Origin of the sequence: Mitsuaria sp. GD03876, from assembly GCF_029840635.1 — a bacterium.
Taxonomy (GTDB): Bacteria; Pseudomonadota; Gammaproteobacteria; order Burkholderiales; family Burkholderiaceae_C; genus Roseateles.
Genome location: NZ_JAOCCU010000010.1, coordinates 1 through 19333, shown reverse-complemented (window position 1 = coordinate 19333; position 19333 = coordinate 1). Strand labels below are relative to the sequence as shown.

Below are 19333 nucleotides of genomic sequence, written 5' to 3'. Positions count from 1 at the left end.
GTGCCACGGGACGGGGCACCCGAACGCGCGGGCAAAAGCGCGGCTAAAGGCGCGGCTAAAGGCGCGAGCAAAAGCACGGGCAAAAAAAAGCCCAGCGGGCGCTGGGCTTGAAGGGCACTTGGGAAGCCAGGCTTCCGTGGGTACCGAGGAGACAACCGTTGTGGCAACTGTCGTTCGCTCAGGCCGCGGTGCGCTTCGTGGCGGTGCGGGTGGCGTTCTGGGTTGCCTTCACCGCCGTGCTGGTCACGGCGTTGAAATTCGATTCAGCGATCTCGGAGGCCTGCTTGGCGGCCTTGTGCAGGCTTTCGTAAGCGTTGTTGGCCGCGGCGACCGCCGACTTCACCAGAGCAACAGCATTTTCCGTGCCAGCCGGAGCGTTCTTGGTCGCGTTGTCGACGACGGCGCCGAACTTCTGCTGCGCGTCGGCGACTTGGGCCTCGGCCAGGCGGACGAATTCGGAGGAGGTCGAGGACGCGATGTCGTACAGGTGGCGGCTGTAGGCGACGGCCTTCTCGGCGGTCGGTTGCAGCAGCGAGGCCTGCAGGGCCCACAGTTCCTGCGGATCCTTGACCGCGATGGCCTGCTGGGCGGTTTCGGCGACTTCGCCGAGCGCGGTCTTGGCGACCTGCAGGTTCAGCTCGACCAGCTTTTCATAGCCTTCGAACGCCTTGGCGGTCAGGCCGAAGAAAGAGGCTTGCAGGTTCTTTTGTTGGTCGAGCACTTGGTCAGCGGTCAGCATGCGAGATCTCCTTGAGAAATGAGGTCAGCCAGGGAATACGCGGCAGGCTGAGCGCCGTCGCCGCACCTTTGTTGCAGTGCAGCATGAAGGCAGTATAGGACCGTCGCGGGCGATTGCAAGCACTTTTTGTGCAATGCAGCAAAAGTGCTGGAAACGGTGCCGGAAGCGCGGGAAACCGGGCCGGCGGCATGATCCGCACCATGCTCGCGTTCCATTACGACCATTTGACCCTGGCCCTGCCTCCGGGGCACCGCTTCCCGCAGTCCAAGTACCAGATGCTGCGCGAACGCGTCGAGCGCGAGCCCGGCCGGCTGCGGCTGCGCGTGGCCGAGGCGGCGACGCCCGAGGCGCTGGCGCTGGTCCACACGCCGGATTACATCGACGCGGTGCTGCACGGCACGCTGAGCGCCGCCGCGCAGCGCGAGATCGGCTTCCCCTGGGCGCCGGGGCTGCCGCGGCGCTCGCTGTGCTCGGTCGGCGCGACCGTCGCCGCGGCGCGGGCCGCGCTGGAAGAGGGCGTGGCCGCCAGCCTGGCGGGCGGCACGCACCACGCCTGCGCGGACAAGGGCAGCGGCTTCTGCGTCTTCAACGACGTGGCGGTGGCCGCGCGGCTGATGCAGGCCGAATGGCATCGCCGCCATCCCGGCGGCCCCGGGCTGCGCGTGCTGGTGGTGGACCTGGACGTCCACCAGGGCAACGGGACGGCCAGCATCTTCCGGGACGACGACAGCGTGTTCACGCTCTCGCTGCATGGAGAAAAGAACTTCCCGTTCCGCAAGGAAGCCAGCGACCTCGACGTCGGCCTGCCCGACGCCTGCGGCGACGCGGTCTACCTGGACGCGCTCGAGGGCGCGCTGGCCGAGGTGTGGACCCGGATGGCGGACCGGCCGCCGGGGCTGGCGTTCTACCTCGCGGGCGCCGATCCGCACGAGGGCGATCGCCTCGGCCGCCTCAAGCTCAGCGCCGACGCGCTGCTGCGGCGCGACCGGCGGGTGCTGGACGCGCTGCTCGAGCGGCGCATCCCGGTGGCGCTGAGCATGGCCGGCGGCTACGGCGAGGACCTGGCCGTCACCGTCGACATCCAACGGCAGACGCTGAGCGCGGCGGCCGAGGCCTGGGCGCGCTGGCAGGCGGCCGGCGCCCAGTAGCCCGCGCGACACCGGACCGCGCGCGGCGATGGAAGAATCGCCGCCATGACCGCCGATCGCTCTCCCTCCACGGCCCCCGCCCCGGACGCCCGCCCGGCGCCCGAGCCCCGCGCCGCCTTCGCCCGCTTCGTCCCGGTCCCGACCCGCTGGATGGACAACGACGTCTACGGCCACCTGAACAACGTCGTCTACTACTCGCTGTTCGACACCGCCGTGAACCGCTACCTGATCGAGCAGGGCGCGCTCGACCTCCACCAGGGCGAGGTCATCGGCCTGGTCGTCGAGACCCACTGCAACTTCTTCTCCTCGCTGGCCTTCCCGCAGGCGGTCGAGGCCGGCCTGCGGGTCGCGTCGCGGGGCCGATCCAGCGTGCGCTACGAGATCGGCCTGTTCGCCGAGGGCGAGGCGCTGTGCGCCGCGCGCGGCCACTTCGTGCATGTCTACGTGGACCGGGAGAGCCGCCGTCCCGTCGCCGCGCTGCCCGAGTCCTACCAGCGGGCCCTTGCCGCCCTGGAGCTGCCATGACCTTCCCCGATCCGTTCGTCCCGCCCACGCCCGAGCAGACCGCCGCCGTCGACGCGGCCATCGTCACGCGCCATTCGATGCGCGCCTTCCTGCCGACGCCGGTGCCGCGCGCGCTGATCGAGGAACTGCTCGCCGTCGCCGCGCGGGCGCCCTCGGGCACCAACACGCAGCCGTGGCAGGTCCACGTGCTCACCGGCGCGGCCAAGGAGCGGCTCGTCTCGCGCATCCAGTCGGTCTACGACGATCCCGAGGAGCTCGCCACCCACGCCGAGGAGTACGCCTACTACCCCCGCGAATGGGTCTCGCCCTACATCGACCGCCGCCGCAAGGTCGGCTGGGACCTGTACGGGCTGCTGGGCATCACCAAGGGCGACAAGCTGCGCATGCACGAGCAGCACGGCCGCAACTACCGCTTCTTCGACGCGCCTGTCGGGCTGATGTTCACCATCGACCGCGTCATGCAGCAGGGCAGCTGGCTGGACTACGGCATGTTCCTGCAGACGCTGATGATCGCGGCGCGCGGCCACGGCCTGCACACGTGCCCGCAGGCGGCGTTCACGCAGTTCCACCGCGTCATCGCCGAGGAGCTCGGCCTGGACGCGCGCCAGCAGGTGGTGTGCGGCATGTCGCTGGGCTACGCGGATCCGGCGGCGGTCGAGAACACGCTGGTCACCGAGCGCGACGCGGTCGCCGCCTTCACCCGTTTCCACGAGTGAGCTGATCCGCGCCCGGCCCGCGGCGCCCGCGCCACGGCCTGGGCGATCCGCGGCTGCGCCGGGGCCGCCGGCGGACGCGAGGGCGGCGGCGCTGCATACAGTTGGCGATCCCCCGGTTAGGAGATCCGTCCATGAGCAAGCCCCGCGTCCTGGTGGCCCGCAAGACCTTCGGCGACATCGTCGACCGGCTGCGCCCGCACTTCGAGGTCGAAGCCAACGACAACGACCTCGGCTGGTCCCAGGACGAGCTGATCCGGCGGCTGCAGGGCAAGGCCGGCGTGTACATCGCCGGCGGCGACAGGATCGACGCCCGGTTGCTCGACGCCTGCCCGGACCTGAAGGCCGTGTGCACGATGGCGGTCGGCTACAACAACATCGACGTGGCGGCCTGCACCGCGCGCGGCGTCGTCGTGACCAACGCGCCGGACGTGCTGACCGAGACGACCGCGGACTTCGGCTTCGCGCTGATGATGGCCACCGCGCGGCGCATCACCGAGAGCGAACACTTCCTGCGCCGCGGCGAGTGGCAGCAGTGGTCGGTGACGATGTTCGCCGGCGCCGACGTGCACGGCGCGACGCTGGGCGTGCTCGGCATGGGCCGCATCGGCGCGGCCATCGCGCGGCGCGGGCACCTGGGCTTCGGCATGCCGGTGCTGTATCACAACCGCTCGCGGCTGCCGGCCGACCAGGAAGGGCCGCTGGGCGCGACCTGGGTCGAGAAGGACGAGCTGCTGCGGCGCGCCGACCACCTCGTGATCGTGGTGCCGTACAGCGCGTCCTCGCACCACCTGATCGGGCAGCGCGAGCTGCGCCTGATGAAGAAGACCGCGACGCTGACCAACATCGCGCGCGGCGGCGTCGTCGACGACGCGGCGCTGGCCGCCGAGCTCAAGGCCGGCACGATCGCGGCCGCGGGCCTGGACGTGTTCGAAGGCGAGCCGACGGTGCACCCGGACCTGCTGGCCTGCGAGAACGTCGTGCTCACGCCGCACATCGCCAGCGCGACGATCGCCACGCGGCGCGCGATGAGCGACCTCGCGGTCGACAACCTGATCGCCGCGCTCACCGGCGGCGTGCCGCCCACGGCGTTGAATCCCGAGGTGCTCAAGCGCTGAGAGAATCGGCGGATGACCTTTCCCGACCTGCTGCTGCTCGCCCTCTCCGGGCTGATCCTGATCCTGCTCATCGTGGTGTTCGTGACGCTGCGGCGGCAGGCCGGCGGGGACCCGGCGGCGGCGCTGGCGCCGCTGATGCAGCAGTCGGGCGAACGGATCGAGCGCCTGGAGCGCGCGTTGCGCGACGAGATGGGCCGCGGCAACGCCGGCCTGCGCCAGGAGACGCTGACCACGCTGACCCAGTTCCAGCAGGCGCTGCTGACCCAGGGCGGCGACACGGCGCGCTCGCAGAACGAGCAGATCGACGCGTTCCGCGTGCAGCTCGCGCAGCTGCAGCAGGCGTTGGGCCAGCAGGCCGCCACCGCGCGCGAGGCGCAGGACGCCGCCTCCGCCCGCACCAACACGCTGCTGACCGAACAGCTGCAGGCGCTCGCCCAGCGCAACGAGGCCGGCCTGGCCGAGACCCGCCGCACCGTCGAGGCGCGGCTGCAGTCCATCCAGCAGGACAACGAGAAGAAGCTCGAGCAGATGCGGGCCACCGTCGACGAGAAGCTGCACGCGACGCTGGAGCAGCGCCTGGGCGAGAGCTTCAAGCAGGTCGCCGAGCGGCTCGAGCAGGTCTACCGCGGCCTGGGCGAGATGCAGACGCTGGCGCGCGACGTCGGTTCGCTGAACCGGGTGCTGACCAACGTGAAGACGCGGGGCATCTTCGGCGAGGTGCAGCTCGCGGCGCTGCTGGAGCAGGTCTTCACGCCGGAGCAGTACGCGGCCAACGTCGAGACCGTGCCCAACACCGGCGCGCGCGTCGAGTTCGCGCTGAAGCTGCCCGGTCAGCGCGACGACGGCAAGCCGATCTGGCTGCCGATCGACGCCAAGTTCCCGCGCGAGGACTACGAGCGCCTGATCGAGGCGCAGGAACGCGCCGACGCGCCCGCGGCCGAACTCGCCGCCCGCGCGATCGAGACCCGGTTGCGGCTGGAGGCCAGGAGCATCCGCGAGAAGTACCTGGGCCCGCCGCACACGACCGACTTCGCGCTGCTGTTCCTGCCCACCGAGGGCCTGTACGCGGAGGCGCTGCGCCGCCCCGGCCTGACCGAGGCGCTGCAGCGCGAGCACAAGGTGATGCTGGTCGGCCCGACGACGCTGCTGGCCACGCTGTCCAGCCTGCAGATGGGCTTCCGCACGCTGGCGCTGGAGAAGCGCTCGGCCGAGGTCTGGGAAGTGCTGTCCGCGGTGAAGACCGAGTTCGGCAAGTTCGGCGACGTGCTGGCCAAGACGAAGAAGAAGCTCGAGGAAGCCAGCAACACGATCGACGCCGCCGAGGTGCGCACCCGCGCGATGACGCGCCGCCTGAAGACGGTCGAGGCGCTGCCCGAGGACCAGATGTCGCGCGTGCTGCAGCTCGGTGCCGCGGACGCGGCGGCCGATGAGGAAGGCACCAACGGATGAACGACGACGCGCCAGCGCCGCGCGGCGGCTACACCGGCCTGAGCGCCGGTTTCGCCGCGGTGATCGCGTCGTTGGTGGCGGTGCATGCCTGCATGGCGACCACGCGCGTGGCCGCGACGCTGTGGGTGCTGCATGAGGGTTACGGCGGCGGCTACGTCGGCGTGCTGCTGAGCCTGTTCGCGGTCGCGCCGCTGGGGCTGTCGATGTGGGCCGGCCGGTTGGCTGACCGGCACGGTTTCCACCGGCCGGTGGGCATCGGCGTGACGATGGCCTTCGCTGGCGCGGTGCTCGCGCTGGTCGCGCAGCTGCTGGGCTGGCTTTGGCTGCTCGCGCTGGGCTGCCTGCTGTGCGGCGGCGCGGTGGCCGTCTCGGCCGTCGCGATCCAGCGCGAGGCCGGGCTGATGGCGGTCGATCCGGCGCAGCTCAAGCGGGTGTTCAGCTGGGTCGCGCTCGGGCCGGCGTTGTCCAACGCGCTCGCGCCCGTCATCACCGGCATCGTCATCGACACCGCCGGCTTCACCGCCGCGCTGGTGCTGTCGACGCTGTTGCCGCTGGCGGCCTGGGCGGTCGCGCTGCGCGTGCCGCGGCGGCCGACCGATCACGTCGCGTCGTTGGCCAAGCCGCGGCCGGCCTGGGACCTGCTGCGCGATCCGGGGCTGCGCAACCTGCTGATCGTGAACGTCGCGATGTCGTCGTGCTGGGATGCCCACAGTTTCGTGGTGCCGGTGGTCGGCCATGCGAAGGGGCTGTCGGCGTCGAGCATCGGGCTGGTGCTGGGCAGCTTCGCCGCGGCGGCGACGGTGGTGCGCCTGGCCATCGTGCGCTGGGCCCATCGGCTCGACGAGGTCAAGGCGCTGCGCGCGGCGATGACGGTGGCGACGCTGACGCTGCTGGTCTACGCGTGGCTGCCGGGCACGCTGGGGCTGATGCTGGGATCGGCGGTGCTGGGACTGGCGCTCGGCGCGGTGCAGCCGATGGTGCTGGCGACGATGCACCAGGTCACGCCGCCGGACCGCCACGGCCAGGCGCTGGGGCTGCGCATGCTGGCGTCCAACGGCGCGACGGTGGCGATGCCGCTGGGCTTCGGCGTGCTGGCCGCGGCCAGCGTCGCGGCGGCGCCGCTGTGGCTCATGGCCTCGGTGCTGATCGGCGCGCAGTTCGCCGCCCGCCGCCTTGGCGCGCCAACGCCCACGCGCTGACGCTGCTCTTGCCCCTCTCCCGCGCTGCGGGACAACCTCGACTCATTCCCCAGGCGCCACGGCCACCTGACGCCGCGCTTCCTTGTGCTTCATCGCGACGTATTCCTCCAGCGACTGCTCATGCAGTTGCCGCGGATACCGCTCCGTCGCCGCGAACCAGTCGCGCAGCCGCTTGTCCAGGCGCTGGTCCGCCGGTGCCGGCAGCGTGTCGAGGTAGGACTCGATCGCCAGGAAGTAGCGCATCGTGTTGCGCTCGGCGATGCCCTGGATGCCGCCGACAAAACGCGGCTTGCCGTCCTCCCCCTTGCCGACGACGGTGAAGCCGACCTTGTCGCGCCCCGAGGTCGCCAGGTAGGCGGTGGTCGCGACCCGCGCGGCCAGGTTGTTGACGTAGGCATAACGCAGCCGCACGAAGCTGCGCCGCGCATCCAGCGGCACCGCCTCCAGCGTCAGCCGGTAGTTGCTGGTGCCCATCGGGCCCTTGCCCGCGCTCATCTCGACGAGCAGGTACTGCGGCTGCGCCGCGATCACCTGGAAGCGGAAGTCCAGCGCGTAGGCGTCCTCGACCGGCTGATCGAACTTGCGGCCCACCGCCATGTGCAGCTGCGCGCCCGGCGCGGCATCGTCCTCGACGACGCAGCGCTTGACGTTGGCCGGCAGCGTCAGCAACTCGCACCAGGCGTCGGCGCGCTGCAGCGCGCCGGACAGGGCGCCGAAGCCGTGCTGGACGACGGCGTGCATCTCGCCGGTCGGGTGCTCGGTGTCGTCGACCGAACTCAACACGATCGGGCGCTGGAACGGGCTGCTCGACAGCTGCGGCGCGAGTTGGTCGTACTGGGCGCGCAGGCCGGCGCCTTGCTGGGCGGAGACCTCGGTGGCGATCAGCAGCAGCGCGAGCAGCACGGCCGCGTGAGACAGCCAGAACAGCACGCCGTGATGGACGGCGTGCTTCCGGTGGACGTGGGGGATCGAACGCATGGCGAACTCCGTGCCGCTACCCGTGGGCCTTGATTCACCTTAAGTCCGCGGGACCGCCGGATCTGTCGGACAAGACCGCGTCCGGGCGTGCGGCGAGGCTGGCGCTAGGGACGGTCGCGCTCCCGCACTCGCGGTGTTGGGCGGGCTGACGCCATCGCCTAGGATGATCGCCAGCCCGGCGCCCCGGGCCAGGAGCCGAACAATATGTTGGGAACGCGCCGGACACCGACGCGGCGCCGTGGCGCGCCGCCCCGCCGCCAGGCTGCTCGCGTGGCGGAACTGGATATCGGGGGCAGGGTCCCCGCGCGGCGCGTGCCGGCCGTCCCTCGCGGGGGCCGCTCGCTGGTCGCTCTGGCCGCCACGAGCCTGGCTCGCTCGGCCCTTTCGTTGGCCGCCGCGACCCTGCTGATCGCGTCGCCGGTTGCCGTGTTGGCCCAGGAAGACCCCACGCCGGTCGCGGCCGCCGAGGATGGCGACATCGGCGAGGCCTACGGCCTGTCCGCCGACGACGCCCGACGCCTGCTCGCCGAGCCGCTGCCCGATTCCCCCGACGCGCGCTACGCGCTGCTCAAGCGCCAATGGCTGGCGGCGCGCCGGCTCGAGGACCGCGGCCGCCAGATCGAGGTCGCCAAGGCGCTGGTGCCGCTCGGCCGCGGCCGTCCGGACGGCGAGGGCTGGATCCGGCTCTACCTGACCACCGAATTCACCTGGGGCAGCTCCGGCGCCGCGCTCGCCGCCTGCGAGCCGCTGCTGGCCGACAAGCAGCTGAGCCCGGCGGCGCGCGCCGGCGTCGCGCTGCGCCAGACCTACTTCCTGGCCAATGCCGGGCAGGACCGCCAGGTGATGTTGCGCGCCTGGAGCCGCGCCGACGCGCTCGCCGCCGAGGCGCTCAAGCAGCAGCCCTCGCTGCCGCTGACGATCGACCGGCTGCAGGTGCGGGCCGAGACCGAACGGCTCACCGGCGACGGCCCGGCGGCCATCGCCACGCTGCGCCAGGCGGTGGCGCGGTCGCGCGAGCTGGTGGCCGGCGGCCTCGCGCAGCGCGTCGGCGAGGAGCAGTTGAGGCAATGGCAGGGCTGGCTCGACGGCTCTCAGGGCATGCTGATCTACGCGCTGGTCGGCCAGGGCCGCACCCGCGAGGCGGCCGACATCGCGCAGGACAACCTCGCGCTGTGGCGCGCCGGGCAGCTCGACGACGGCCAGGGCGCGCGCTGGAACTACCGCGCGGCGACGGCGCTCAACGCGTCGCAGCAGTACGAGGAGGCGCTGGCCGCGGCGCGGCAGTCGGAGGCGATGCTGGCCCGGGCCAACGCGTCGGCGGCGAGCCAGACGCGCTGGCTGGCGCGCCAGGAGATCCTGCGCGCGCTGCTCGGCCTGAAGCGCTGGACCGAGGCCGACCAGGCCTACCGCCAGTTCCTGGAGGAACTGGGCGGTGACGGCGTCGCGCGCACGCGGGCGCAGGACAACCGGCTCGCCGCGCTGCTCGCGGCCAAGAGCGGCCGGCTGGACGAGGCGCTGGAGACGGCCGAGCGCACGCTGCGCTACCGCACCCGGATCTACGGCCAGGACCATCCGCAGACCCGCGAGAGCGCCGGCGTGCGTGCGGTCGTGCGGCTGCTGCGCGGCGACGCCGGCGGCGCGATGAGCGACTACGAGCAGCTGTTCGCCGCCACGCTGGATCGCAGCGACGGCTGGGTGGACCTGGACGCGCGGGGTTTCCGCGGCTTCGTGCTGGGGTTGGCGTTCGACGAATTCCTGGCGCACGCGGCGCGGCGCGCGCTGGCGGGCGAGGCGCTGCCGCCGGCGGTCGTCGACCGGGCGCTGCAGATCGCCGACCGGCGCAAGCTCGGCAGCACGCAGCGGGCGCTGGCCGACAGCACCGCGCGGTTGCTGGCGGCGACGCCGGCGCTGCGTGCGCTGCTCGACGAGGAACAGACGCTGCGCAAGGCGGCCTCGGGCCAGTACGGGCAGGTGGCCGCGCTGATCGCGGACGAGGACAAGCTGCGCAAGGAGCTGTCGACCGAGGCCTTCAAGGCGCTGCCCAAGGAGCAGCGCAAGCCGCGCGAGGACGCGTTGAAGGCGCTGCGGCAGCAACTGCAGGCGCGCCAGGGCGAGGCGGCGACCGCGCGCGAGGCGCTCGCGGCGCAGCGGCAACGGCTGGCGTCGGCCTATCCGGCCTATGCCGACCTGATCACGCCGGCGACGCCGGGGGCGGTGGCGCTCAGCGGCCGGCTGCGGCCCGGCGAGGGGCTGCTGGTCGTGCAGGCGCTGGAGGACCAGACGCTGGTCTGGCTGCTGCGCGCCGATGCGCCGGCGCAGTTCCGCGCGATGCCGGCGGGCGCGGCGGCGCTGGCGGCGCGCGTGACGGCGTTGCGGCAACGGGTGGACCTCAGCACGATGCCGGCGGGCCGCGAGACGCCGCTGGCGCAGGCACTGCCCGAGCTGCATGCGCTGTACCGCGAGTTGCTGGCGCCGTTGAACCGGCAGGGGCTGAACACGCTGATCGTCGCCGGGGACGGGCCGTTGGCCGGGCTGCCGCTGGCGGCGTTGGTCACCGAGCCGCCGGTGGCTGGCCGGCCGGTCGCCTGGCTGCTGCGGCAGCAGGCGGTGGTGCAGCTGCCGTCCGGCGCGTCGCTGCAGGCGCTGCGCCGCGCGGCCGCGCCCGCGCAAGCGCCCAAGGCGCTGCTGGGCTTCGGCGATCCGGCGTTCGACCGCGCCGGAGGCACGGCGACGGCGACGGCGGCGTCGACGTCGGCGAAGACTGCGAGGCATCTGCTCGCGCCGACGCCGACGCGCGGTTCGGGGCGCTACGACGCGCAACTCGGTTTCCGCTATGCCGACATCCCGCCGCTGCCCGAGACCCGCGCGGAGCTGCTGACGATCGCGCGCGCGCTCGGCGCGGACCCGGCGGTCGACCTGCGGCTCGGCGCCGCGGCGACGCGCAGCGCGGTGCTGGCGACGCCGCTGGCGGACCGCCGCGTGCTTGCCTTCGCGACCCACGGGCTGATGCCGGGCGAGTTGCCCGGGATCTCCAAGCCGGCGCTGGCCATGGCGGCCGAGGCCGACGAGGGCGCCTCGCCGCTGCTGGAACTCGACGACGTGCTGACGCTGCGGATGAACGCGCAATGGGTGCTGCTGTCGGCCTGCAACACGGCCGCCGGCGAGCAGGGCGGGGCGGCGATGTCCGGGCTGGTGCGCGGCTTCTTCTTCGCCGGCGCGCGGTCGGTGCTGGCCACGCACTGGGCGGTGGAATCGGCGTCCGCGGCCGCGCTGACCGGAGCGACACTGGCGCCCGCCGACACACGCGCCGCCGGCCTGCGCCGGGCCCAGCTCGCGATGGCCGACGGCCAGGACGGGCAGGGCCGCTGGACGCACCCGTACTACTGGGCGGCCTACGCGCTGTTCGGCGACCCGGCGCAGTGAAGATGCCCACGACGACACAGATGCCGATGCCGATGATGCGGATGACGCGGATGAACCAAGCAATGAACGAGCGCATGACGATGAAGCGAGGGATGCACATGACGATGACGACGACCGCGTTGGCGGCCCTGCTGGCGGCCGTGCCGCTGGCCGCGCGGGCGCAGGCTTGCGAGGTGGCCGCGCTGGCCGGCGAGGCCGCGCGCGTGGTCGCGGGCCAGGCTCAGCCGCTGAAGGTCGGCGAGGCGGTGGGCGAGGGCGTCCAGCTGCGCACCGGCGCCAACGGCCGCGTCCGGCTGCGTTGTCCGGATGGCTCCAGCCTGGTCGTCGGCGATCGCAGCCAGCTGACGCTGACGAAGCTGAACCTCGGCGCCGGCGGCGCCGGCTACGGCGCGCGCGACGTGTCGCTGCTGCTCGAACGCGGGCTGCTCGGACAGAAGGTCGCGCCCTCGGCCGCGGGCAAGTGGGAGGTGCGCACGCCGTCGGCGGTGACGGCGGTGCGCGGCACCGAGTTCCTGGTCGAGGTCGGCGACAACGAGCAGACCTCGGTCCACGTGCAGTCGGGCCAGGTGGCGGTGCTGCCGGGACCGCGCGCCGCGGGACGCACGCGCGGCCTGGGCGCGCAACTGCCGGTCGTCGTGGAGCGGGCCGGCGGCACCGACTGCGACGTCTCGCAAGGCTGCACCGCCTCGACGCCCTGGCCGGCCGAGCGCGTGCGCTCGGCGATGGACCGGCTGGCGGGGGTCTGATGGCGGCGGACGACCGGCGCCAGCGCGCCACGCCCACGCGCCCGCCACGACGCGGCGATGGACGGCTCGCGCGTGGCGGCGACCTTGCGCCGCGGGCACCGGCTCGACCCGCCGCCCAGCGCGGTGGCTGGCGCTGGCCGTCGCGCTGGGCCTGGGCGCAGGTGATCGTCGCGTTGCTGGTGACGGCGGCGGTGGCCGGCCTGTGGTTCTCGCGTTTCCAGGCCGGGCCGCTGGCGCGCCTGGACGGGCTGGTGCAGGACGCGCAGGCGCAGTGGCGCGGCCGGCTCGCCCCGGGCACGACCTATCCGATCCTGCTGGTGCGCTTCGACGACGCCAGCGCCGCGCGCTTCGGCGGCATGGCGCCGGGCCGCCCGCTGCTGGCCGAGGCGATCGCGCGCGCGCAGGCCGCGAAGCCGCGGCTGATCGCCGTCGACATGCTGCTGCTGGATGCGAAACCGGACAGCGATCCCGCGCTCGCCGCCGCGATGCGCGGCGGCGCGCCGGTGCTGCTGCCGTTCGCGCTGCCGCCGGCGACCGGCGTCTTGCCGCCGCCCACCGGGGGCGCGAGTGCCGGCACTCTCGCTGGCGCTGGCGCTGGCGCGGGTGCTGGTGCTGGTGCTGGTGCTGGTGCTGGTGCGCCGCCGCTCGCGGCCAGCGCGCCGGCCGCCTTGCTCGCGCAGGCCTTCATGCGGTCGGAAGGCACGCCACGCAGCGCGCTGGTGCCCGAACGCGCCGACGCGCCGCCCGAGCCGCTGCTGTCCGCCGCCCGGTCGCTCGGCCATGTGCAGGCGGATCGCGAGGTCGACGGCGCGCTGCGCCACGACCTGCCCGCGCTGCCGCTGGACGGCGAGGTCTATCCCTCGCTGGCGCTGCGCATCGCCGGCGACGCGATGCGCCAGCCCTGGTCCGAGGCCAGCGTGCGCTGGAGCCGCGACGTCCGCTGGGGCTCGCTGCGCGTGCCGCTGGACCTGCTGTCGCGCCAGGGCGTCAACTACTACGGCCCGGCCGGCACCTTCGCCTCGGTGTCGCTGGCCGACCTCGTCGACGGCAAGGTGCCCGAGGACGCGCTCCATAACCGCATCGTGCTGCTGGGCGTGTCGGCGCTCGGCGCCGGCGACCATTTCCCGAGTCCCTTCGACGCCGGCCTGCCCGGCATGGAACGGCTGGCCACGGTCGTCGACAACGTGCTGACCGCGCGCACGCTGACGCGCCCGTCCTGGGCCTCGCTGGCCGAGCTGTCGGCGCTGCTCCTGCTGCCGCTGCTGTGCGCGCTGCTGCTGGCGCGCGGCGCGCTGTGGCGCGGGCTGCTGGTCGTCGCGCTGCTGGTGGGCGGCGGCCTGTACGCCGCGCAATGGGCCTTCGAAACGCAATACCTGGTGCTCTCGCTGGCCTATCCGCTGCTGGCGGTCGCCGCCGCCAGCCTGGGCGCGTTGACCCTGCGCGCGCTGGCGGACCAGTCCCGCCGCCGCGACGCGCTGCGCCGGCTGACGATCAGCGAGGAGCGTTACGCGCTCGCCGCGCAGGGCGCCAACGACGGGCTCTGGGACTGGGATGTCGTCGCCGACCGGCTGGACGTCTCCTCGCGCTGGCGCGCGCTGATGGGCGACGCCGACGGCACGCGCGCCGAGGGCGACGCAGGCATCGGCCGTTTCACGCGCCCGCTGGACGAAGCGGCGGCCGGCCTGTTCCGGGCCGAGCTCGACGCGCATCTGCAAGGCCGGAGCCACCAGTTCCACCACGTGCTGCATTTCGGGCAGGGCGGCCAGGCGCGCGCGCTGCTGGCCCGGGGCGTCGCGGTGCGCCGCGAGGGCAAGCCGGTCCGGATGGCGGGCTCGCTCACCGACATCAGCGAGAACGAACGGCTGCAGGCGCAGGTCGCGCACGACGCGCTGCATGACCGGCTGACCGGGTTGCCCAATCGCTCGCTGTTCATGGCGCTGGTCGCGCAGCGGCTGGCCACGCCGGTGCCCGGCGTGCCGGTCGGCCTGGTGCTGGTGGGCCTGGACGACTTCCGCGCCTTCAACGAGAGCCACGGCCTGCCGGCCGGCGATGCCGTGCTGGTCGAATGCGCCACGCGGCTGGCCGGCGGCACCGGCCGCGCGGCGCGCTCGGGCCGCGTCGTCGCGCGGCTGGGCGCGGACCAGTTCGCGATCCTCTTCGACGCCCGCATCGAGGCCGGCGCCCTGGTCGACCGCGTGCCCGAATGGGCGCTGGCGCGGGTCGAGGATCCTTTCCTGTTCGAGACCGTCGACGCGGGCCGCGCGACCTCGGCCTCGACTTCGACTTCGACTTCGACGGCGGCGTCGTCGCCCGGCGTTGGTCCCGTTGGGCCCGGAACGGCCGCGGCTGCTCCGGCCGATGGAACAACCGCGGACGCGGCCTCAGGCGGACCTTCCCGGCCCTCCCGCACCGGCGCGCACCGCCTCACGGCCAGCGCGGGCTGGGCCTACACGGGGCAGGGCAACTTCAGTCCGGACGACCTGCTGGCCGCCGCCGAGAGCGCGCTGGCCCGGGCGAAGGCGGCGGGCACCGGCCAGGTCGCCCTGTTCGATCCGGCGCGGCAACTGGTCGAGCAATCGCGGCGCTGGGTGAAGGAGAACATCGCGCGCGGCCTGGAGGCCGGCGAGTTCCAGCTCCACTACCAGCCCTTCGTGAGGTTGTCGGACCGCGCGCTGCTCGGTTTCGAGGCGCTGATCCGCTGGAAGCATCCGACGCGCGGCATGGTGATGCCGGGCGACTTCATCCCGGTGGCGGAGGAGAGCGGCCAGATCGTCGAGATCGGCCGGTGGACGCTGATCGAGGCGGCGCTGCAGCTGCGCCGCTGGCGCGACATCGGCTTCAAGGGCGAGATCGCGGTCAACGTCTCGGGCGTGCAGCTCGAACGCGACGTCGAGCTGCTGAACGACGCGCGCGAGACGCTCAAGGCGCTGGGCGACGTGCCGGCGGCGCAGTTGAAGCTGGAGGTCACCGAGAGCATGGCGATGGCCAATCCGCAGCGCAGCGCCGAGGTGCTGCAGGAGCTGGCGCGGCTGGGTTTCAAGCTGTCGATCGACGATTTCGGGACGGGGTACTCATCGCTGGCCTACCTGCACCGGTTCCCGTTCGACACGCTGAAGATCGACCGCAGCTTCGTGATGCGGCTGGGGGCGGGCCGCGAGGCGCGGGAGATCGTGCGCACGATCGTCGGCCTGGCCGACGCGCTGGGCAAGCAGACGCTGGCCGAGGGCGTCGAGGACGAGGCCCAGGCCGTGCTGCTGGAGGAACTGGGCGTGCAGGTGGCGCAAGGCTGGCTGTTCGCCAAGGCCCTGCCGGCGGACGAGGCGAAACGCCTCATCCAGACGGTGCCGTGGAAGAAGCCGCCGGCCTCCATGAGCCCGTGAGGATCCGGACCGTCGCCATTCACTCCGTCCCGACGATGGCCTTGATCGCGAAGCCGACCGCGGGCGTCCTCATCAGGTCGACGAGTTCGTCGCGCAGCGCTTCGGCGTCGCCGCACATGACGTGGCGATCGTCCCAGATCAAGGTGCAGGGAAAGCCGTGCGGAGAGGCGCGCCACCTGGCGATCTGGCGACGGGCCGGCGGATCGCCGCTTGTCTTGAAGACGGCCAGCGCGGTCGGCATGTCGTCGCCGGACAAGGCGATCGATCGCGAGACCTTGTCGTCATGGAAGGGCATGCTCGTGAGCGCGATTCGCGCCCGGCCCCGGGTCGACGCGTCGACCGCCGCATTGAGCTCGACAAAGACCGCGTCGATCTCGGTACGCGCCCGCGCGGCCATGTCGGCGGCCTGGAGCCCGATCTCGAGCGCCTCTTGAAAGTCATTCATTCCCGGTACTCCTGAAGATTCGTCCCAAGATGGGCAGATGGTCGAAGGGGCAGTTCCGCCCGCGCAGCATGGGCATGAGTTCGACGTCCGCCACGACGCGGGTCTCTGCTTCGGAGAGGCGCCACCCGCATCGGCCGGTCAGCAGGGAGGCGCTGACCATCATCTGGTCGAAGGTGCGCCAGCGCGTGACATCGCCCTGGCCGTGGAAGTAGCTGCCCTTGTCGCTGACGCGCTGGCCAGGATCGAGCGGCTCGAAGGACGTCATGTGACGCCAGAAGGGGTTGTAGAGCAGATGGACATGCTGCTCGACGAACTCGCGATCTCGCGAGGACAGCAGGCAGTCGCTCAGCGCGGGATCGAAGGGCTCGTCGTTGAAGTCCCCCATGAGGATCAACGGCGCGCCGGGCGACTCATGGAGCTCGTCGGCCACCGCCGCCCGCAAGGTCTGCCCCAGCATGGATCGCAATGGCGACTGTGCGGCGACATGGATCCTGCTGGGCCAATGCGACGCGTAGAGACTGAGCGCGGTGGCATCGGGCAGGCGCAGCGAGAAACGCTGAGCGGCCCGGAAGGTCCTTGACCCGTGATGAAGCAGTACCGGCGACGACTCGGCCAGGGGTAGGGCACGGCGATGAAGAACGGCGGTGTCGAAGCGGCTGGCTCCGGCGGGACGTTGTGCCGGCAGGACCGAGAAGGCATCGAGCCGATCGAGCAATTGCTGCTCGATCGCGGCGATGTCCCGCTCGGAGACCTCGCACAGGACGATGACATCGGCCTGGGCCTCGATCAGGCGGCGAATCACGTTCGCGGCCGTCGAGAGTTCAGGCGTCGTCGCGCGGTCCCCCTTGCGCGTCGGCGACAACGCGGCGTTCCACCAGGCCAGGGTCAGTTGCATCGACTGTCTCGTCCTTCACCATCCAGCGGTCGATGCTAGCCACCGGATGGTCAGGACGATTCAAGTGCAGCCGATTTGGTACTGGCCCGGATCAGTGGATTTCGAGGTCTTGCTGACTCAAGCCATGCCCTGGTGCCGCAACAACGCGTCGATCGTCGGCTCGCGGCCGCGGAAGGCCTTGAAGTTGTCCATCGCGTCGCGGACGCTGCCCATCGACAGGATCTCGTCCAGGTAGCGGCGGCCGGTGGCGGGATTGAACACGCCTTCCTCCTCGAAGGCGCTCCAGCAATCGGCCGACAGCACCTCCGCCCACTTGTAGCTGTAGTACCCCGCCGCGTAGCCGCCCGCGAAGATGTGCGAGAAGCTGTGCTGGAAGCGGTTGAACGCCGGCGGCTTCAGCACCGAGACCTCGTCCCGCACCTCGTCCAGCACGTCCTGCACCCGCGCCTCCGCGCCCGGCTCCGCATGCAGCCGCATGTCGAAGAGCGCGAACTCGATCTGGCGCAGCGTCTGCAGCCCGGCCTGGAAGTTCTTCGCCGCCAGCATCTTGTCGAACAGCGCGCGCGGCAGCGGCGCGCCGGTGTCCACGTGCGCCGACAACTGCTGGATCACCTCCCACTCCCAGCAGAAGTTCTCCATGAACTGGCTCGGCAGCTCGACCGCGTCCCACTCAACGCCGGAGATGCCCGACACGCCCAGCTCCGCCACCCGCGTCAGCAGGTGGTGCAGGCCGTGGCCGCATTCATGGAACAGCGTGGTGACGTCGTCATGCGTCAGCAGCGCCGGCTTGCCATCGGCGCCTTGCGGGAAGTTGCACACCAGGTGCGCCACCGGGATCTGCTCGGTGCCGCTGCCGGCCAGGTCCGGCCGCGCCCAGCGGCTGCGCACCTCGTCCATCCACGCGCCGGGCCGCTTGCCGTTGCGCGCGTACAGGTCCAGGTAGACCTGTCCGATCAGCTGGCCGTCGCGGCGCAGCTCGCAGAACTGCACCGACTCGTGCCACACCGACGCCTTCGCCGGCACCAGCTGGACGCCGAACAGCCGGTCGACGATGCGGAACAGCCCATCCAGCACCCGCGGCAGCGTCAGGTACTGCCGCACTTCCTGGTCGGAGAACGCGTAGCGCGCCTCCTTGAGCTTCTCCGAGACGAAGGCCGTGTCCCAGGCCTGCAGGTCGTCCAGCCGCAGCGCGGCCTTGGCGAAGTCGCGCAGCTCGTCGAGGTCGCGTTGCGCGTACGGACGGGCGCGGGCGGACAGGTCGCGCAGGAACTCCAGCACCTGCGCCGGCGACGTCGCCATCTTCGGCACCAGCGAGGCCTCGGCGAAGTTCGCGAAGCCCAGCAGCTTCGCCTCCTCCTGGCGCAGCATCAGCAGTTCCTGCATCAGCGGCCCGTTGTCCCAGTCCGGCTTGTCGCCGAGCTCGCTGGCCCGCGTCACGTAGGCGCGGTACAGCCGCTCGCGCAGCGCGCGGTCCTCGGCGTACTGCATGACCGGCATGTAGACCGGGAAGTGCAGCGTCAGCTTGTGCGCGTCGGGATCGGTGTTGCCGTCCTTCTCGGCCGCGGCGCGCGCGTTGGCGACGACGTCGGCCGGCACGCCCTTGAGCTCCGCCGCCGTGGCGATGCAGGACCAGCCGTCGGTCGCGTCCATCACGTGTTCGGAGAAGGCCTGGCCGAGCTCGGCGCCGCGCTCCTGGATCTTGGCGAAGCGCGCCTTGGCCTCGCCCTCGAGTTCGGCGCCCGACAGCACGAAATCGCGGATCGCGTGCTTGAGCAGCTGGGCGCGCTCCGGCGTCAGGCCGGGCTGGGCGGCGATCGCCTTGTACTTGGCGTAGAGCGCCTCGTTGGCGCCCAGCGCCGTGTAGAACTCGGTCACCGCCGGCAGCATCGCGTTGTAGGCCTCGCGCAGCGCCGGCGTGTTGGCCACCGCGTTCAGGTGGCCGACGGCGCCCCACGCGGTGCTCAGGCGTTCGATGGGGACGTTGGCGGTGCGCGACAGCGCGTCGTAGTCGACCGGCGAATCCGGCGCGGTGACCCGGTCCAGCGCCTGCTGGGCCTGGGCCAGCAGCTCGGCGATGGCGGGCTGGATGTGGGAGGGATCGATCGCGGCGAAGTCGGGCAGCGGCGCGGTCGACAGCAGCGGGTTCGCGGCGGGCGCGGCGGCGGTGGAATCGGTCATGCAGGCCTCGTGAGTCTGACGAAATGCCGGGACAGTGTCTCAGCCTTTCGCGCGCGGATGCGCGGGAGATCTCTATCGTGGGGATGCGCCCCGGGCTATCAAGCCCGGAGCTTCCCCGTACGGGGCGCGGATTGTCCGGCGATGGCCGGCAGGGTCAGAAGGTTTCCCAGTCGCCGTCGTCCGCCGCGGCGGGGGCCGGGCGGGGGGCGGGGGCCGTCGCCGGCGCGGTCGTGACCGGCTTGGGGACCGGCGGCTTGACGACGCCATGCGCCGCGCCGTTCGAACCCGGCCGCACCGCGGTCATCGGAGCCCGCGCGGCCGCGGGCCGGGACGCCGCCGGCTTGGCGGCGGACGGCGTGGAGGCCGTCGATCCAGCGGCCGACGTCGACGCCGTGGC

15 protein-coding genes and 1 pseudogene are annotated in these 19333 nt (G+C 72.4%); 9 read left to right on the top strand and 7 right to left on the bottom strand.

The genetic code is table 11. The annotated features are described in order from the left end of the window. Positions 1-178 precede the first annotated feature (178 nt). Positions 179-739: a TIGR01841 family phasin gene (gene phaP, locus N5D62_RS08185; protein ID WP_279757197.1), complete on the bottom strand. Its 561-nt coding sequence runs from the start codon at positions 737-739 to the stop codon at positions 179-181. After that, positions 726-941: a hypothetical protein gene (locus N5D62_RS08180; protein WP_279757196.1), complete on the bottom strand. Its 216-nt coding sequence runs from the start codon at positions 939-941 to the stop codon at positions 726-728. The genes phaP and N5D62_RS08180 overlap by 14 nt, the downstream gene beginning before the upstream one ends. Between N5D62_RS08180 and N5D62_RS08175 the strand changes: the two genes are divergently transcribed. From N5D62_RS08175 to N5D62_RS08150, 6 genes are all read left to right on the top strand, one after another. After that, the gene (locus N5D62_RS08175; RefSeq protein WP_279757195.1) at positions 940-1887 is read left to right on the top strand and encodes a histone deacetylase; all 948 of its coding nucleotides are present in this window, start codon (positions 940-942) and stop codon (positions 1885-1887) included. The genes N5D62_RS08180 and N5D62_RS08175 overlap by 2 nt on opposite strands. Before the next feature lie 45 nt (positions 1888-1932). Continuing rightward, positions 1933-2412, top strand: coding sequence for a thioesterase family protein (locus N5D62_RS08170; RefSeq protein WP_279757193.1), 480 nt, complete (start codon positions 1933-1935; stop codon positions 2410-2412). Continuing rightward, positions 2409-3128 (top strand): nitroreductase, encoded by a 720-nt coding sequence (locus N5D62_RS08165; RefSeq protein ID WP_279757192.1) that lies wholly within the window; start codon positions 2409-2411, stop codon positions 3126-3128. The genes N5D62_RS08170 and N5D62_RS08165 overlap by 4 nt, the downstream gene beginning before the upstream one ends. Before the next feature lie 131 nt (positions 3129-3259). After that, entirely contained in the window at positions 3260-4243 is a 984-nt protein-coding gene (locus N5D62_RS08160; protein WP_279757191.1) for a D-glycerate dehydrogenase, read from the top strand. Positions 4244-4255: 12 nt separating this feature from the next. Continuing rightward, a complete protein-coding gene (rmuC, locus tag N5D62_RS08155) occupies positions 4256-5692 on the top strand; it encodes a DNA recombination protein RmuC (RefSeq protein WP_279757190.1) in 1437 nt (478 codons plus the stop codon). Next, complete coding sequence (locus N5D62_RS08150) at positions 5689-6891, top strand: MFS transporter (protein ID WP_279757189.1); 1203 nt, start codon at positions 5689-5691, stop codon at positions 6889-6891. Before rmuC ends, N5D62_RS08150 begins: the two co-directional genes overlap by 4 nt. Before the next feature lie 42 nt (positions 6892-6933). Here N5D62_RS08150 and N5D62_RS08145 read toward each other — a convergent pair whose 3' ends face one another. Then, the gene (locus tag N5D62_RS08145; protein WP_279757188.1) at positions 6934-7869 is read right to left on the bottom strand and encodes a hypothetical protein; all 936 of its coding nucleotides are present in this window, start codon (positions 7867-7869) and stop codon (positions 6934-6936) included. A gap of 387 nt (positions 7870-8256) precedes the next feature. Between N5D62_RS08145 and N5D62_RS08140 the strand changes: the two genes are divergently transcribed. The 3 genes from N5D62_RS08140 to N5D62_RS08130 are packed head-to-tail and all read left to right on the top strand — an operon-like array spanning position 8257 to position 15418. Further along, positions 8257-11292, top strand: coding sequence for a CHAT domain-containing protein (locus N5D62_RS08140; RefSeq protein ID WP_279757187.1), 3036 nt, complete (start codon positions 8257-8259; stop codon positions 11290-11292). A gap of 50 nt (positions 11293-11342) precedes the next feature. Then, a complete protein-coding gene (locus tag N5D62_RS08135; RefSeq protein ID WP_279757186.1) occupies positions 11343-12038 on the top strand; it encodes a FecR family protein in 696 nt (231 codons plus the stop codon). Continuing rightward, a complete protein-coding gene (locus tag N5D62_RS08130; protein ID WP_279757185.1) occupies positions 12038-15418 on the top strand; it encodes an EAL domain-containing protein in 3381 nt (1126 codons plus the stop codon). Before N5D62_RS08135 ends, N5D62_RS08130 begins: the two co-directional genes overlap by 1 nt. A 19-nt stretch (positions 15419-15437) precedes the next feature. On the opposite strand, the gene N5D62_RS08125 is transcribed toward N5D62_RS08130, so the two are convergent. From N5D62_RS08125 to N5D62_RS08110, 4 genes and pseudogenes are all read right to left on the bottom strand, one after another. Then, the gene (locus N5D62_RS08125) at positions 15438-15815 is read right to left on the bottom strand and encodes a hypothetical protein (RefSeq protein WP_279757184.1); all 378 of its coding nucleotides are present in this window, start codon (positions 15813-15815) and stop codon (positions 15438-15440) included. Between the two features lie 40 nt (positions 15816-15855). Further along, entirely contained in the window at positions 15856-16758 is a 903-nt protein-coding gene (locus N5D62_RS08120) for an endonuclease/exonuclease/phosphatase family protein (protein ID WP_279757182.1), read from the bottom strand. Between the two features lie 117 nt (positions 16759-16875). Beyond that, a complete protein-coding gene (locus tag N5D62_RS08115; protein ID WP_279757181.1) occupies positions 16876-18936 on the bottom strand; it encodes a M3 family metallopeptidase in 2061 nt (686 codons plus the stop codon). A 154-nt stretch (positions 18937-19090) separates the two neighbouring features. Then, a pseudogene (locus tag N5D62_RS08110) lies at positions 19091-19333 on the bottom strand (hypothetical protein); the annotation flags it as partial.